The organism is Occultella kanbiaonis (assembly GCF_009708215.1).
Taxonomy (GTDB): Bacteria; Actinomycetota; Actinomycetes; order Actinomycetales; family Beutenbergiaceae; genus Occultella; species Occultella kanbiaonis.
In genome coordinates this window covers 336,512-351,088 of record NZ_CP046175.1, presented here as the reverse complement: position 1 = coordinate 351,088, position 14,577 = coordinate 336,512, and the positions used below count along the sequence as shown (strand labels likewise).

Below are 14,577 nucleotides of genomic sequence, written 5' to 3'. Positions count from 1 at the left end.
TCTGACATGGCACTCAAACTCACGATGATCTACCAACCCGTGGCCGATCTCGATCGCGCGGTCACCTTCTACCGGGACACCCTCGGGTGGGACGAGGCGTGGCGGATGGGTGACACCACCGCCGCCTTCAAGATCCCGGACTCCGAGATCGAGTTGATGCTCGACATCCCCACCGACGACCCGCACGGCCAGTCCGGCTTCTACGAGGTCGCCGACGTGGACGCGTACTTCGCCGAGAAGAAGGACTCCGTGGACTTCCTCACCGAGCCGGTGGACCTGCCACCGATCCGGTACGCGGCTTTCAAGGATCCGGACGGCAATGTGTTCCGGATCTACCACTCCACCGAGGAGGCTCCCGAGGCCTGAGCCGGGCGCGTGGAGCGGGATCCGACCCGCTTTCACCCGACCGAGCCAACCTTGAGTGGCAACCACGTCGAGCAACTGGAACGGATAGTCACGGATTCGAATCGAATCGAACAGATTGGGGGTTCCCGCATCACGGAATGAGCGCTAGTGTCACAGCGATTCTTGAATACACAACAAAGCAGGGGGACTGCGATGGGCGGCGCCGGTAGCCGGACAGCCATGCTCGACGACCGGATGGGCAACCATCGACTCCCCCCGCGCCGGCGCCTCGTGGCGTTCGGCTCGGCGGCGGTGGCCGCGGCGGCCCTGTCGCTGTCGGGGGCCTTGCCTGCGGTAGCCGCAGGCCTCACCTGGTACGTCGACCAGGGCGCCGGAGCCGACGCGCCGGACTGTGGCGAGACTGCGGGCGCGGGCGCGTGCGCGACGATCGGCGCGGCGCTGGCGCGGGTCACCACCGATGACGTCGTGGAGATCGCGGCCGGCAGTTACGCGGAGGCGCTGACGGTCACCACACCGGTCACGCTGCAGGGCGCCGGCGCGGGCGACGTGGTCCTGACCAACCCCGCCGTCGACGACACGGCAACCGTGCTCGTCGATGCCGACGGCGCCGTGACGATCGCCGACATGACCTTCCTCGCCGAGAACGCCGGCGGCGCGGTCAAGCCGGTGATCCATCTCGCCGGGGACCGGACCGCGACGCTCTCGGGCATCGTCATCAGCGCCGGGCCGTCGGGCCTGACCGGCGCCACCGTGGGCGTGCTGACGGAGGGTGGCAGCACGGTCACCATCGAGGACGCAGCCATCAGCGGTACCTTCAACGGCGTCACGGCCGGCGGCCTCTCGACAGAGCCCGGGGACCCGGTGCCGACCACCGTGTCGATCAGCGGATCCACCATTGCCGCCACCGGCACGGCGGTCGCTCTGCTGGCGGGCGAGGCGACGATCACCGGCGGATCGGTGTCCGCCAGCCTCGGTGCCGGACTCACCGGCCACACCAGCGGTGCGGTGTTCGATGTGACCGGGACGTCGATCACCGACAGCGGTGCGCCCGAGGGCGGGACGTTTCGTGGTGGGGTGCTGCTCTACGAGGGCGGCACGTTCCTGGGCGAGGACGTCACGATCTCGGGCAACGACAACGGTGTGATGCTGCCCGAGGGCGGCACCGTCATGCTGACGAACAGCGCGGTGACGGGCAACCTCGGCGAGGAGTCGGGTCAGGGGATCTTCGGCCGGGCAGGTGAGTCAGCAGGCGGCGATCCCATCCCGCTCACCGTCTCGCTCATCGGGACCGAGGTCTCGGGCAACGGGGTCGGGCTCACCCTGGAGGGCGCCCAGACGCAGATCAGCGACAGCACCATCGCCGACAACCTCGCCGGGATCTTCTCCACGGCCGGGGAAGCCGGAGCGAGCTTGGAGCTCACCGACAGCGTCGTGACGGGCAACACCCCCGTCGACGTCGGCGCGCCGGGCTCGATCGTCCCGGCAGGCGTGTTCATCGGGGGTCCCGTGGATGCCGTCGTGACCAACACCGAGATCAGCGCCAACCTGATCGGGATGTACGTGACGGCTGCCGACGTCACGGTGACCGGCGGCGAGGTGTCCGACAACGACTGGGCCGGGATCTTCGCGGCTGAGGAGCCCTACGCGACGCTGAGGACCACGGTGGACGTGACGGGCACGTCGATCACCGGGAACGGTCTCGAGAACGGTGGCGCAGCCTTCGGCTTCGGGGGCATCGCCATCCGGTTCGCTGCGACCGTGACCGGGAGCGATCTGACGATCGCCGGTAACTCCGTGGGCGCCATGGTGCAGGGCGGTGCGCTCTCCCTCACGGACAGCACGATCAGGGACAGCGTGAGGACGCCCTTCGACAATCCCGCCGGGGTGCCGATCACCGGCCACGGCATCCTTGCGACCGAGTCCGGCGCCCTCTGGCCCGGGGACGTCCAGCTGGTCCGTACCGAGGTCTCCGGCAACGAGTCCAACGGCCTCCTGTTGAGCTATCGGGCCGGCGGCCTCATCCAGGCGAGCACCGTCGCCGGCAACGGCGGCGCGGGCATCGGCCGGGGGATCGGCGAGCTGTCGGACGAGTACCCCCTGGAGACGCTGCTCCTCGCCGGCAGCACGGTCGCGCAGAATGCCGAGGGCGCACTCGCCCTCGGTGAGGACGCCGGGGTGACCGTGATCGGGTCGATCGTGGGCAGCCCCGACGGCGTACCCGCCTGTACCGGTGAGACGTCCAGCCTGACCGACGCCGGCTTCAACCTGGCCTCCGATGACACCTGCGCGCTCGACGCCGGCACCACGGTCGCGGACCCGCTGCTCGACGCCCTTGGCGACAACGGCGGCCCGACGCGCACCGCGCTCCCGGCACCGACGAGCCCGGCGGTGAACCTGGTTTCCACCGGCACCTCGATGCCGTGGGGCGAGGCCACGATCGACGTGTGCCCCGGCCAGTTCGATCAGCGCGGCGAGGGATTCCCGCGGCTCGTGGGTGACGCATGTGACGCCGGCGCGGTCGAACGCTCCGGAGGGGTGGTCACCGTGACCGCGAGCGACGCGACCACCTACGAGGGCGCGTTCGAGCCTGAGGTGAGCGCCGACTACACCGGCTTCCTCGCCGGTGACACCGTCGACGACCTGGACACGCTGCCCACATGCGGCTACGACATCGCGGCGGGCACCACGTTCTGCAGCGGCGGCGCGGACGACTTCTACACGTTCGTGTACGTCAACGGCACCCTGACCGTGCTCGACCCGCTGGTGATCGTGACCGACTCGCTGCCGGACGCAGAAGTCGGCGAGGAGTACGCGGTCACGCTCGAGGCGACCGGCGGCAACGGCGGTCCCTACACCTGGGGCGTGTTCGACGGAGACCTTCCGGCCGGTCTGGAGCTCGACACCGAGACAGGTGAGATCTCGGGCACGCCCGAGGTCGCCGGCGACGTGACGTTCACCGTGTTCGTGGGCGACCCCATCACCAAGGTGTTCACGATCAGTGTGGCGGCCGCGCCCACCGCGCCGACGACTCCGCCCACCACGGCGCCGACGGACCCGCCGGCCACCGCACCGACGGACCCGCCGAGCAGCAGCGACACCAGCGTCCAGCCGACCGACGGCGGCGCACCGCCGAGCGGTGCCGGACAGAGCCTGCCGGACACCGGATCGGATGCGCTGCCCGCCGTGGTTGCCAGCATGGCGATGCTGCTCCTCGGAACCGCCGCGCTGCTCATCCGCCGACGCCAACAGCATCAGCGATCGGGCTCCTGACGAACGTCGATCGGGGCCCTGGGCTCGCCACCACGGGATCTGGGTTGCCCTCGCGATGTCGCTCATCGCGGATGAGCGACATCGGGCCTCCAGGTGCGCCGACGCGACCGTGAGCAGGAGCGCTATGGGCAGCACGGCGCGATCAGCGGACCCCGGACAGCTTGCAGGATGCCTCTCCTGGGCGACCTCGCCACGGCACACGAACGGATGACCCGTGGCCTGGAGCGCCACGTAGGCTGAGGCCGATCGCGGCGCTCAGGTGCGCGGGCCACCCTCGCCAGCAACCCGTAAGGCGATCGATCAACTACGCGTCGGACAGTAGGGACGCGGCCGGGCCGTCAAGGAACCAGTGGGCGTCCGGATGCGCCTGCATGGCGCTGGCCGGACAGCCGACACTCACCGGCCCCTGCAGGGCTCGCGCGACGGCGGCGGCCTTGTGCGGCCCGAGCACGGTCGAGACCATCGTGCGTGCGCTCATCAGGACCGGAACGGTCAGGGTCACCGCGGACGAAGGGACCGCCGCAAGGTCCGCGAACAGTCCTTCGTCGACCTGTTGTTGCCGCGAGGCGATGTCCAGGTCCACCAGGCGCAGGGCGTCCGGATCGTCGAACGCGGCGGCGTCTGGCTCGTTGAACGCGACGTGGCCGTTGACGCCGACCCCGAGGCACGTGACGTCGAGCCGGGCGCCCGCGAGCAGTGCCTCATACCTGGCGACCTCCGCATCCACGTCACCGTCGGTGCGCAGGCGCGAGAACCCGGCAAGCGCTGCGTCGGGCAGGCGGTCCTGGAGCCACCGGCCGAACGACTGCGGCGCGTCGGGTGAGAGGCCGACATATTCGTCCATGTGCAGGGACCGGACGGCGGACCAGTCGACGCGCGGATCCTGTGCCAGGTGCGCGAGCATCGCCTCCTGGGACGGCGCGCTCGCGAAGAGCACGTGGGCGGTGCCCCGAGCCTCGATCCCTGCGATGATCGCGTCCGCCACCACCCGGGCGGCAACGATCGCGACCTCATCCACCGTGGACCCGACCCGAATCCTGGACTGCTGCACACCGGTCTCCGTCATGACCACTCACCCTGCTCTGCTTGCAATCGGTTGCAGCGACTATAGCGAGGACGTCGGTCAGGGTCAATCCTCGAGACCGCAGACCCCGTCGCGCTGTCTTCGACCGGGCCTGCGACCACTCGACCGGGGGGACGCGACGGCGGGTCTGCTCAGCGCACCGGGGCCGTCGTCCCACGGATGGTCAGTGATCCGGAGAGCTTGACGTTCGCGGGTCGTGGAGCGCCGGCGATCACCTCACTCAGGAGCTCGACCGCGTGTCGGCCGAGCTCCTCGAACGGTGCCGTGACGGTCGTCAGCGGTGGGGTGAGCATTCGAGCCAGGAGGACGTCGTCGCACCCCACGATGCTGCAGTCCGCCGGGACCCGGACGCCCCGCTCGGCGAGACCGGCGATCACGCCGCAGGCCATGAGGTCGTCGAAGGCGAGGATGCCCGTCGCACCCGACTCGAGGATGTCCGGGACCGCGTCACGACCGGACTCGAACACCGCGTCGAACGGTCCGAGCTCGATCACCTTCACGTCGGATGGCGCAGATCGCGCCCACGTCCGGATCGCCGCCGTTCGCCGCTGCGCCGCCCAGGACGCGGCCGGCCCGCGGAGTACGACCAGGCGCCGGTGCCCCAGTTCGACGAGGTGATCGGCGGCGCCCCGCAATGCCTCGGAGTTGTCACAGACCACGGAGGCCAGCCCGGCCGCGGCACGGTTCACCAAAACCGCGGGGGTGGTGGCGCCGATCGCAACCTTGAGGTCGGCCGTGGGCAGCCGCGAGGACGCGACGATCAGGCCGTCCACCTGCGAACTGAGTCGCTGCACGAGGCCCGGCTCGGCCGGGGCGTGCGCCGCGGCATCCACGAGCAGCACCGAGGCCTCGATCCCCGCTGCGGCGCGCTCTATGGACCCGACGAGCGGCGGGAAGAACGGGTTGGTGATGTCCACGACCACGAGCCCGATCAGTCCGGTTCGGCCGGTGGCGAGCCCACGCGCCGCCCGGTTGGGGGCGTAGCCGCGGGCCGCGGCAGTGGCGAGGATCCGTTCCCGGACATCGTCCTTGACCAGGTCGGGACGGGAGAACGCGCGGGAGACCGTGGAGCCGGAGATGCCGAGCTCGGCCGCGATCGAGTAGATGGTGGCAGCCTTCACGAGTCCCTCCGGCCGTTCGTCGTCCGCGGCCGCGCGGACCGATGCCCCAACCCGCCACGACCATCCCCAGGCGTATCCCGCCGCCCTGTTCCAGGCGCGCCGGGTGGAATGACGGCGAGGAACCCCATCATGACGCACGATGCGCACCGGCGTCGTCGGATCGCGCGCCTCCTCGAGCCACGCACCCGTCAGACCCCGAAGCTCCGGGCGCCACCGCCGGTGTCCGCGCTCTCCTGCGCGAGCAGCGCGACACGGGTCGCGAGCAGACTGGCTGCCGTGGTGATCTCGGGCTCGCGTCCGGCGTCGACCGCGTCGAAGAAGTACGCGGCCGGGCGCCGAGGCGGCGGCAGCGTCTCGACCCACGGGGCCCGGTCGTGGGTGGCGACCGTGAGCGTGTTGTACGCCCAGTCCAGCTCGGCCGTGCCCTCCGAACCGGTCAGGCGCATCCGGTAGTGCCCGTGCACGTCCGCGGCCTGGGGGGAGAGCCAGTTCGCCTCGATCGTCGCGGTCACCGATCCGGCGCGGAGCAGCACGGCCACATGGTCGTCGAACTCCGGGTGGTCGCCAGGCCGCGCGTTCCCGGTCAGGGCCGCCACCGAGCCCGACGTCGCACCGGTCAGGGCCAGCACGAGATCGATGTCGTGGACCGGCAGGTCGGCCACGATCCCGCCGTAGCCGGCTCGGCTCAGGAACCAGGCCGGGCGGGTCGGCAGGTTGAGCTTGTGCGGGCCGGTGCTCGCGATCAGGGCGAGCTCCCCCAGCACGCCGTCCGCGAGCAGCCGGCGGACGGCGGAGGTGGGCGGGTAGAACCGCTTCTCGAACACCACCGAGACGTGTCTGTCCGCCCGTTCGGCCGCCCGCTCGATCTCGTCGAGCTGTGGCAGCGACGTGCACAGCGGCTTGTCCGCGAGAACGTGCGCACCTGCCTCGAGAGCGGCCAGCACCGCCGCCGCCCGCTCGCCGTACACACCGGCAACGAGGGCCACGTCGACGTCGTGCTCGGTGAGCAGCTCGCCGGGGTCGGCGTAACTGGGCACGTCGGGCGCACCGGCCAGGTGCGCGGAGCGCATCGCCGGATCCGGCTCCGCGATCGCCACCAGCTCGCACGAGGGCCGCTGGGCCACCTCGTCCAGGACGTAGCTCACGTGCGGGTGCGCCGCCCCGAGGATGGCCACACGGGTCACGAGAGGTCCTCCAGTCGTACCTGGCGCCCGGTCCGGGCCGCCTCGTAGATACCGCAGAGCAGCCGGACGGTCTCCACGGCGTCGGTGGCGTCGGCCGCGGACCGGCGTCCACCCGCGACCGCCTCGAGGACCTCGCGCCACATCGCGACGTGCCCGGCGATCCCGATCGCGGCCGGGTCCGATGCCCCGCTGATCACCGTGTCGTCGGCGGAGGGCGGCGGCACCCCCGGCAGGTCCCAGCGGATCACCTCGCCCTGCCCGAGCTCGACGACGCCAAGGGACGTGTGCAGCGTGAGCGTCGCGGGCGAGCCCGGCGGCGTGGCCGTGGAGGTGCTGATCATGCCGAGCGCGCCCGAGGTGAACCGCAGCGTGGCCACCGTGGTGTCCTCGGCGTCCATCTCGTGCCCGAGCGTGCCGTACTGCGCGGTCACGTCGGCCACCGGGCCGCACAGCCAGCGCAGCAGATCCACGTTGTGCACACCCTGGTTCATCAGCGAACCGCCGCCCGCGGCCATCGAGGAGCGCCACCCGGCGGCCGCGTAGTAGTCGTCGTCGCGGTGCCAGTGCACGTGGGTGGTGGCCAGACGCACCCGGCCCAGGTGGCCGGCGTCGAGCAGGCTCTTGACGTGGGCGAACTCGGCCTCGAACCGCCGCTGCGCCACCATGGCGATCACCACGCCCCGCTCGGCCTGCAGCGCGGCGAGCCGCTCCGCGTCGGCGATCGAGGTGGCCATCGGCTTCTCCACCAGGACGTGCCGGCCGGCCTCCGCGGCGGCGATGGCCAGCTGGGCATGCCACTCGGTGGGGGTGCACACCGCGACGGCGGCCACCTCCGGGTGGGCGATCACCGCGTCGGGGTCGAGCCGGACCGCCCCCGGCCAGCCGCTCTCGGCCGCGAGCTGAGAGCTTCCGCCACTGAACGCCACCAGGTTCACGCCGGGCAGCGCACGAAGCGCCCGCGCGTGCGTGACTCCGATCGCGCCAAGCCCGATGATGCCGATACCGAGTTCGGGCGAGCTCACCTGGATCCCTTCCACGACGTGAGAGTGTCCCGTCACCCTACGGGGTCGAACTCTTGACTTGCAACCGATTGCACGACAGGATGCGTCGCGTGACAAGAATCGGATTCATCGGCACCGAGAACTCCCACACCGACCACTTCATCCGCTTCCTCAACGCTGAGGAACGCCACCCCGGCCATCGCGCAGCGGCGCTGGTCGGCGGACCGAACGACCGCAATGCCGCGCTGGCCGCGAGCGGCGGGATCGACCTCGTCGTGCAGGCCCCGGAGGACCTGATCGGGCAGGTCGACGCCGCGATCATCTCCACCCGCGACGGCGCGCTGCACCGCCGGCAGGCCGAGCCGCTCCTGGCGGCCGGCATCCCGGTGCTGGTCGACAAGCCGCTCGCCACCACCACGTCGGACGCCGCCGCCATCCTGGCCGCCGCCCGTGCCGCCGCGGTGCCGGTGTTCTCCGGTTCGGCGCTGCGCTACGTGCCGCAGGTTGCGCAGCTGCGCGACGGCGCCGCCGAGCTCGGCCCGCTGCGTCACCTGCACGTGGTGGGGCCGGCCGATCCGGACAGCCCGTACTCGGGCCTGGCCTTCTACGGGATCCACCACGTGGAGGCCGCCCTGGAGATCCTCGGCAATCCGGTCCTCGCGCCCGGCGAGGTCACGCCCGTGGTGCGCCGGCACGGCGACACGACCACCGCCGTCGTGCGCCTCGGCGAGACCGAGGTCACGTTCACGTTCGTGGTTCCCGGCGATGCCACCCGGGTGCCGTTCCACGCCACCGCCGTGCGGACCAACGGCGTCGTCGCCCGCGAGCTCGTGTTGGACGGCGACTACAACGCGCCGGCCCTGGCCGCGTTCATCGGCGCGATCGAGACCGGCCGGTCCCCCGTTCCCGACGAACACCTGCTCAGCCCGGTCGTGGTGCTCAGCGCCATCGCCGAGGCCCTGTGACCACCCGAGCCCGCCGGAGCCGGTCGGCTAGGGGCGCCGTCGCGAGCGCCGCATGATCGCCTGCCAGCCACCGAACGTCAGCACCAGCCCGACCACGATCCCGCGGACGATCCACAGGCCCGCCGGCCAGACCACCTCGTAGGAACCCGGGATTCCGAACAGGGCCGCGATGATCTGGCCCCAGCCCGCGCGTCCGGCCGCCAGGCCGTCCAGGGAGAGCGCCCCGATGATGATCACCGCGGCCAATGCCAGCAGGAAGAAGGAACCGACCCCGATCCTGCCGCCCTCCTTGTCGCCCCGTGCCCGGGCGATGAGCGCCATCACGAGGTGCGCGAGCGGGAACACCACGAAGAACCACAGCAGGGCACCCATGAGGATCCCGACGTAGGCCAGGACGAGCATCCCGGCGAGCGTCCCGACCGCTCCCAGCGGAGTCTCGTAGGCGAAGTACTCCGGATCGTCCAGGACCGCCGGGATAGCGCAGGCCACGATGGCCACCGGCATCACACCGAGCACCCACCAGAGCATCCGCCGGTTCAGCGGCCGGCTGCGCTGATGCGCCCGCACCACGACCTCGATGACGATGGCCGACGCCACCATCGGGACGCCGAAGATCGCGCCGATCGGCCCGACGCCGTCGGCTCCCTGCGGATCGAGCAGAAGCAGCGGGACGGCCGCGATGAGGACCGCGATGATCGAGATCACGGCGACGACCGCGATGACCTCCACGCGCTCGTCCGGGTCCTCCGAACCGGACACCTCGGACCGCTGACCGACCTCACCCATGCTCGCCCATCGCCGCTCCCTCACCTCGGTAGCCGATGCTAGACGTTGGTTCGGTCAGGGCCGCCCTGGCCGGCCTGCTGATCGTTGCGATCTCCGTCAATGTCAAGGACATCCTCGCCTCCAAGGTGGCGACGCGAGGTGCGAGCGCCACGATCGGTGCGATGGTGCTCGCCCTCGTGGCGTGCCTGGTGCTGCTGATCCCGGAGCAGTCGACGACGGCCGTCGGGGTGGAGTTGTGGATCGCCCTGGTCCCGCCGCTCGTGCTGCAGGTCGCCTCGATCGTCACCGCGCTGCGGGAGGCGCGCCGGCGTGGCAGCGGCGTGGCCCCGTGGGTGCTGGTCGCGGTCGGCGGGCTCGCTGTGGCGCAGTTCGCACCGTTCCTCGTGGGCGCCGGATTGCTCGTGACCGGACGCGCCGCTGGTCTGCTCGGGATCGCGGCCGGTGTCGTGCTGGTGGTGGTCGCGTCGATGGTCGCCGCCTGGGCGATGCTCGTCGAGGTGCTGCGGTAGCCGAGGTGCTGCGGTAACCGAGGTCCTGCGGTAGGCATCGGCCCCGGTGCTCACCGCCGGCCGGTCACCCGAAGTCGATGCCCTGGGCCAGCGGGAGGTCGGTGGAGTAGTTGATCGTGTTCGTGGCGCGGCGCATGTAGGCCCGCCAGGCGTCGGAGCCGGACTCCCGCCCGCCGCCGGTGCTCTTCTCGCCGCCGAACGCGCCGCCGATCTCCGCGCCGGAGGTGCCGATGTTGACGTTCGCGATGCCGCAGTCCGAACCGTCGGCCCCGAGGAACCGCTCGGCCTCACGCTGATCCAGGGTGAAGATCGACGAGGAGAGTCCCTGCGGCACCGCGTTGTGCATCGCGATGGCCTCGTCCAGGTCCGTGTAGGTGAGCACGTACAGGATCGGCGCGAACGTCTCGGTGTGCACGATCGCCGACTGCGCGGGCATCCGCACCAGGGCCGGAGTGACGAAGGCGGCGTCGGGTGCGGCCGCGACGTCGTGGGCCTCGCCGCCGGTGACGACCGTGCCGCCCTCGGCCCGGGCCCGCTGCAGCGCCGCGAGCATGCGGTCCCGCGCGGCCACCGAGATCAGCGGCCCGACGAGCGTGCCGGCCTCGCGCGGGTCCCCGATCGGCAGGCCGCGGTAGGCGCTCGCGAGCCGCTCGAGCACCTCGTCGACGACCGACGTGTGCACGATCAGCCGCCGCAGCGACGTGCACCGCTGCCCCGCGGTCCCGACGGCGGAGAACACCACCCCGCGCACGGTCAGGTCCAGGTCCGCCGACGGCGTCACGATCGCCGCGTTGTTGCCGCCGAGTTCCAGCAGCGTGCGTCCCATCCGGGCCGCGACGACCGGCGCCACCTCGGTGCCCATCCGCTCCGACCCGGTCGCGGAGAGCAGCGCCACCCTCGGGTGCGCGACGAGCGCCGCACCGGTCTCGCGCCCGCCGAGGATCACGGTGGCGAGGTCCTCCGGCGCGCCGTGCTCGGCGGCGGCGCGTCGGAGCAGGGCCGTCGCCCCGAGCGCCGTCAACGGCGCGGTCTCGGACGGCTTCCACACCACCGGGTCCCCGCACACGAGCGCCACCGCCGTGTTCCACGCCCACACGGCCGCCGGGAAGTTGAACGCGCTGATGATGCCGACCACGCCGAGCGGGTGCCAGGTCTCCATCAGCCGGTGGCCGGGCCGTTCGGACGGCATGGTGCGACCCTCGAGCTGGCGGGACAGCCCGACGGCGAGGTCGCAGATGTCGATCATCTCCTGCACCTCGCCGAGCGCCTCGGCGGTGATCTTGCCCGCCTCGAGCGTGACCAGGGTGGCCAGGTCCGCCTTGTGCTCGCGGAGCAGGTCACCGAACCGGTGCACGAGCGCGCCCCTGGCCGGGGCGGGCACCATCCGCCAGGTCGTGAACGCCTCGTGCGCGGCCTCGACGGCGGCGTCCACCTGCGTGGGCGACGTCACCGGGAGGGAGAACAGGGCCCGCCCGGACACCGGTGACGTCGGCGTGAAGGAGGCTTCGCCGTCGGGCGTCGACGGCAGGTGCGCGCCGAGCCGGCGCAGCGCCTCGAGGGCCTGGTCGCGCGGGTCCGGCAGGTCGACGGGCTCGGCGGTCGGGGTGGCGTTAATGGTCATATCGCAGTGTGGCACCCCAGGGCGGTACCGGGCAGCGCAGTGGGCAAAGCGGGTCCGGTGCTCCCCTAGCCGCGGCTCTTGAGCTTGCGCATGGCGCGCGCGTTCATGGCGACGAACAGCCGGTTCCGCTTCGTGTTCTGGAAGGCGGCGCAACGCCAGCCGTCGGCGGTGCGCACGAGGGTGAACGTCTGCAGCTTGTCGAGCGGCAGGCGAGCCCCCTTTCCGATCCCGCCCTCGGTGAGCACGCTCACGACGCCCGGAGCCAACAGGCGGAGCTCGAGCACGTTCATCGACATCCTGGTGCCGCGCTGCCATTTCGTGAGTACGGGCTCGTGGTCCCTGGCGATCGCATCACGCCCCACCGAGGCGATGCCGGCGAAGATCACATAGGTGGCGTCCTGCGTGAACAGGTCGGCGTAGCGCCGGGCGTCGCCGCTCGCCCAAGCCTCGCGCAGGTCGGCGAAGTATTCGTCGAGACCCGCGAGGTCCGGTTCGGCGTTCGTGTGGCATGTCTGGCTCATGTCCTGCCTCCTCTGGTACGTTACTTGTGTACAAGCAATCATTGCATGGGTGCAACTACGTCACAAGGGGATCGATGCCGGGCGATGCCTACGACCCGAGGCCCGATGCCGCCTACCGGCGCTACCTCGCCTCGCTCGTGCTGTTCCACCTCGCCGCCGCCGAGGACATCGGTCTTACCGGCAGCGACTACCAGGCGAACAGCATCCTGGACCTCGACGGCCCGCTCACGAGCGGTGAGCTCTCCCGACGCCTGGGGCTGAGCGCGGGCGCCACAACCCGTCTGATCGACCGCCTCGTCGACGCGGGCTTCGTCCGGCGGGTCGCCGACCCGGGCGACCGACGCCGGGTCCTCGTCGAGCACACCGGCCGGGTGCCGGAGCGCCTGACCGAGACGCTCGACGCGGTTCGCGAACCCATCGGAACGGTCATCGCGGCCATGAGCGAGGTCGAGCGTGCCGGACTGCAGCGCTACCTCGACGCCGCGACCCAGGCGTACGCGGCCGCGTTGGGGCGACTGCGCGAACAGGGCGGTCCGCCCAGCCCCGGCTGACTCCGGCGGCTCGGCCGCTCGGGACGGCAACTCAGGGCCCGACGGCGGAGCCCGCCGTTCGTAGTCGGCGTGAGGGTCAGGTGGTCGCCGCGCGGGAGGCCGCGCTCTGGGCGGCGTAGAGCTCGAACGGGTCGTACAGGTCGCGACCGAGCGCCCCGGCGAGCCAGTCCGCGTCGAGTGTCGCAGCCTCCTGGGTGCTGTCCTTGGCCCCGCGGTCGCTGAGGTTGGAGGCGAAGATCCCGGCGGCGGAGGCGGGTAGGAAGTCCTCGTAGACGATCGGGGTGCGCGCGCCGGTCGCGTCGTAGGTGAAGTAGGCGAGGCCCGCGGCGTCGAGCTCGGCCTCGGTGCGCGGGAAGTCGCGCGCCCAGATCTCGCGAAGGATCTCCTGACGTCGGACGGCCGCGGCGCTACCCGCGGCGCCCACGGGGCCGCCCGCGGTGGTGGCGCCGCCCACCGAGCCGCCGCCCGCCGCGCCGCCACCCGCCGAGCCGCCGGCCCCTGAACCGGCACCGCTCGGCGCCCCGGCCACCGCGTCGGGTTGGCCGCCCGCCTCGGCGCGTTCGCGGGCCTCGACGATCGCAGCGTCGTAGCGCGCCCGCCCTGCGCGGGTGAGCGCGATGCCGCGCGCCTCGACCTCCCCGAACCGGACCCGCAGCGCGTCGGTGACGATCTCGCCGTCGGGCATCCGGAACGCGCGCGGCTCCGCGAGCGCCCGGAACGAGGTCTGGCGCAGCAGCAGGTCCGGCCCGTCCCACCGAGGCGGCCCCTGGATGTCGTCGATCATCGTGATGCCTCGGGCGGACATCCGCTCGTAGAGGGCGTCGATGTCGAGCACCCGCGGTGTGAGGTGGTTGATGTGGGTGCTGGCGACGCCACCGATGTCCGCGGCGACGGCCGAGACCCGTTCCAGCTCGGTGTACCAGGCGCGGTCCACCGGCTCGGGCGAGAGTTCGAACGTCGCGGTGGCCAGGTGGCCGAACTCCTCGGCGTCCGCGCGGTCGAGTCCACCGTCCGCCTCGGCACGGTCTGCGAGCGCGAGCAGGTCCGGGGAGAAGATGCGCCGACGGCCCAGGAACTCCTCGAGCCGGGCCTGCAGGTCGGCCGAGAAGAACCGCCGGTCGCCCGGGGTCAGCACGGAGGTGAACACCCGGAACGGGTTGCGCGCGAGCTCGTCGGCGTCGACCGGCCGGAACGCGGTCGACACCACCGGGATGGCGCTGGACCCGGCGTCGCGCAGGTCGTAGAAGCCGACCGGGTACATGCCGATGGCGCCGAACACCCGCGCCACCTCGCTGAGTTCGGCCGGGGTGCCGAGCCGGATCGCGCCGTGCCGCTCCGCGGTGACCCGGTCGATGCTGCCCAGTCGCTGGGCTGCGGCGGGATCGGCCGCCATCACGTCGGAGTTCACCTCATGGGCGACGTCCAGCAGGGTCGTGTACGCGGGGACCTCGCGGCCGTACATGTCGGAGAGACTGCGTGCGAACGCCGCCCGCAACTCCCAGGTGACCACCTCCGGCACGCCCGCCTCCTCGCCTCGACGCCAGCCCCCAGGTTAGTCGAGATCTCACCATGCGGACACCCTGGTGTGGGGCGTTCAC

13 protein-coding genes are annotated in these 14,577 nt (G+C 71.8%); 5 read left to right on the top strand and 8 right to left on the bottom strand.

The genetic code is table 11. The annotated features are described in order from the left end of the window. Positions 1-6: 6 nt before the first annotated feature. Both GKS42_RS01510 and GKS42_RS01505 read left to right on the top strand, forming a co-directional pair. A complete protein-coding gene (locus tag GKS42_RS01510) occupies positions 7-366 on the top strand; it encodes a VOC family protein (protein WP_154792240.1) in 360 nt (119 codons plus the stop codon). Between the two features lie 219 nt (positions 367-585). Then, positions 586-3,636, top strand: coding sequence for a choice-of-anchor Q domain-containing protein (locus GKS42_RS01505; protein WP_154792239.1), 3,051 nt, complete (start codon positions 586-588; stop codon positions 3,634-3,636). A gap of 304 nt (positions 3,637-3,940) precedes the next feature. Here the strand turns inward: GKS42_RS01505 and GKS42_RS01500 are convergent, their stop codons facing one another. The 4 genes from GKS42_RS01500 to GKS42_RS01485 form a co-directional block, all read right to left on the bottom strand. Further along, a complete protein-coding gene (locus GKS42_RS01500; protein WP_154792238.1) occupies positions 3,941-4,702 on the bottom strand; it encodes a 6-phosphogluconolactonase in 762 nt (253 codons plus the stop codon). Positions 4,703-4,851: 149 nt separating this feature from the next. Further along, positions 4,852-5,841 (bottom strand): LacI family DNA-binding transcriptional regulator, encoded by a 990-nt coding sequence (locus GKS42_RS01495; protein WP_168217702.1) that lies wholly within the window; start codon positions 5,839-5,841, stop codon positions 4,852-4,854. A 188-nt stretch (positions 5,842-6,029) separates the two neighbouring features. After that, entirely contained in the window at positions 6,030-7,025 is a 996-nt protein-coding gene (locus GKS42_RS01490) for a Gfo/Idh/MocA family protein (RefSeq protein WP_154792236.1), read from the bottom strand. Beyond that, positions 7,022-8,062: a Gfo/Idh/MocA family protein gene (locus GKS42_RS01485; protein WP_232847872.1), complete on the bottom strand. Its 1,041-nt coding sequence runs from the start codon at positions 8,060-8,062 to the stop codon at positions 7,022-7,024. The genes GKS42_RS01490 and GKS42_RS01485 overlap by 4 nt, the downstream gene beginning before the upstream one ends. A 74-nt stretch (positions 8,063-8,136) precedes the next feature. Here GKS42_RS01485 and GKS42_RS01480 point away from each other — a divergent pair, with 74 nt between their 5' ends. After that, entirely contained in the window at positions 8,137-8,991 is an 855-nt protein-coding gene (locus GKS42_RS01480; protein ID WP_168217701.1) for a Gfo/Idh/MocA family protein, read from the top strand. Between the two features lie 27 nt (positions 8,992-9,018). Here GKS42_RS01480 and GKS42_RS01475 read toward each other — a convergent pair whose 3' ends face one another. Beyond that, positions 9,019-9,777 (bottom strand): hypothetical protein, encoded by a 759-nt coding sequence (locus GKS42_RS01475; protein WP_154792234.1) that lies wholly within the window; start codon positions 9,775-9,777, stop codon positions 9,019-9,021. Between the two features lie 35 nt (positions 9,778-9,812). Here GKS42_RS01475 and GKS42_RS01470 point away from each other — a divergent pair, with 35 nt between their 5' ends. Beyond that, on the top strand, positions 9,813-10,286 hold the full coding sequence (locus tag GKS42_RS01470; RefSeq protein ID WP_154792233.1) for a hypothetical protein: 474 nt from the start codon (positions 9,813-9,815) through the stop codon (positions 10,284-10,286). Between the two features lie 64 nt (positions 10,287-10,350). On the opposite strand, the gene amaB is transcribed toward GKS42_RS01470, so the two are convergent. Then, positions 10,351-11,907, bottom strand: coding sequence for an L-piperidine-6-carboxylate dehydrogenase (gene amaB, locus GKS42_RS01465; RefSeq protein WP_154792232.1), 1,557 nt, complete (start codon positions 11,905-11,907; stop codon positions 10,351-10,353). Between the two features lie 65 nt (positions 11,908-11,972). Beyond that, positions 11,973-12,428: an SgcJ/EcaC family oxidoreductase gene (locus GKS42_RS01460; RefSeq protein WP_154792231.1), complete on the bottom strand. Its 456-nt coding sequence runs from the start codon at positions 12,426-12,428 to the stop codon at positions 11,973-11,975. Between the two features lie 74 nt (positions 12,429-12,502). Between GKS42_RS01460 and GKS42_RS01455 the strand changes: the two genes are divergently transcribed. After that, positions 12,503-12,979, top strand: a complete 477-nt coding sequence (locus GKS42_RS01455) for a MarR family winged helix-turn-helix transcriptional regulator (protein ID WP_154792230.1) — start codon at positions 12,503-12,505, stop codon at positions 12,977-12,979. A 76-nt stretch (positions 12,980-13,055) separates the two neighbouring features. On the opposite strand, the gene GKS42_RS01450 is transcribed toward GKS42_RS01455, so the two are convergent. Further along, positions 13,056-14,498 (bottom strand): VOC family protein, encoded by a 1,443-nt coding sequence (locus GKS42_RS01450; RefSeq protein ID WP_210769281.1) that lies wholly within the window; start codon positions 14,496-14,498, stop codon positions 13,056-13,058. Between the last annotated feature and the right edge of the window lie 79 nt (positions 14,499-14,577).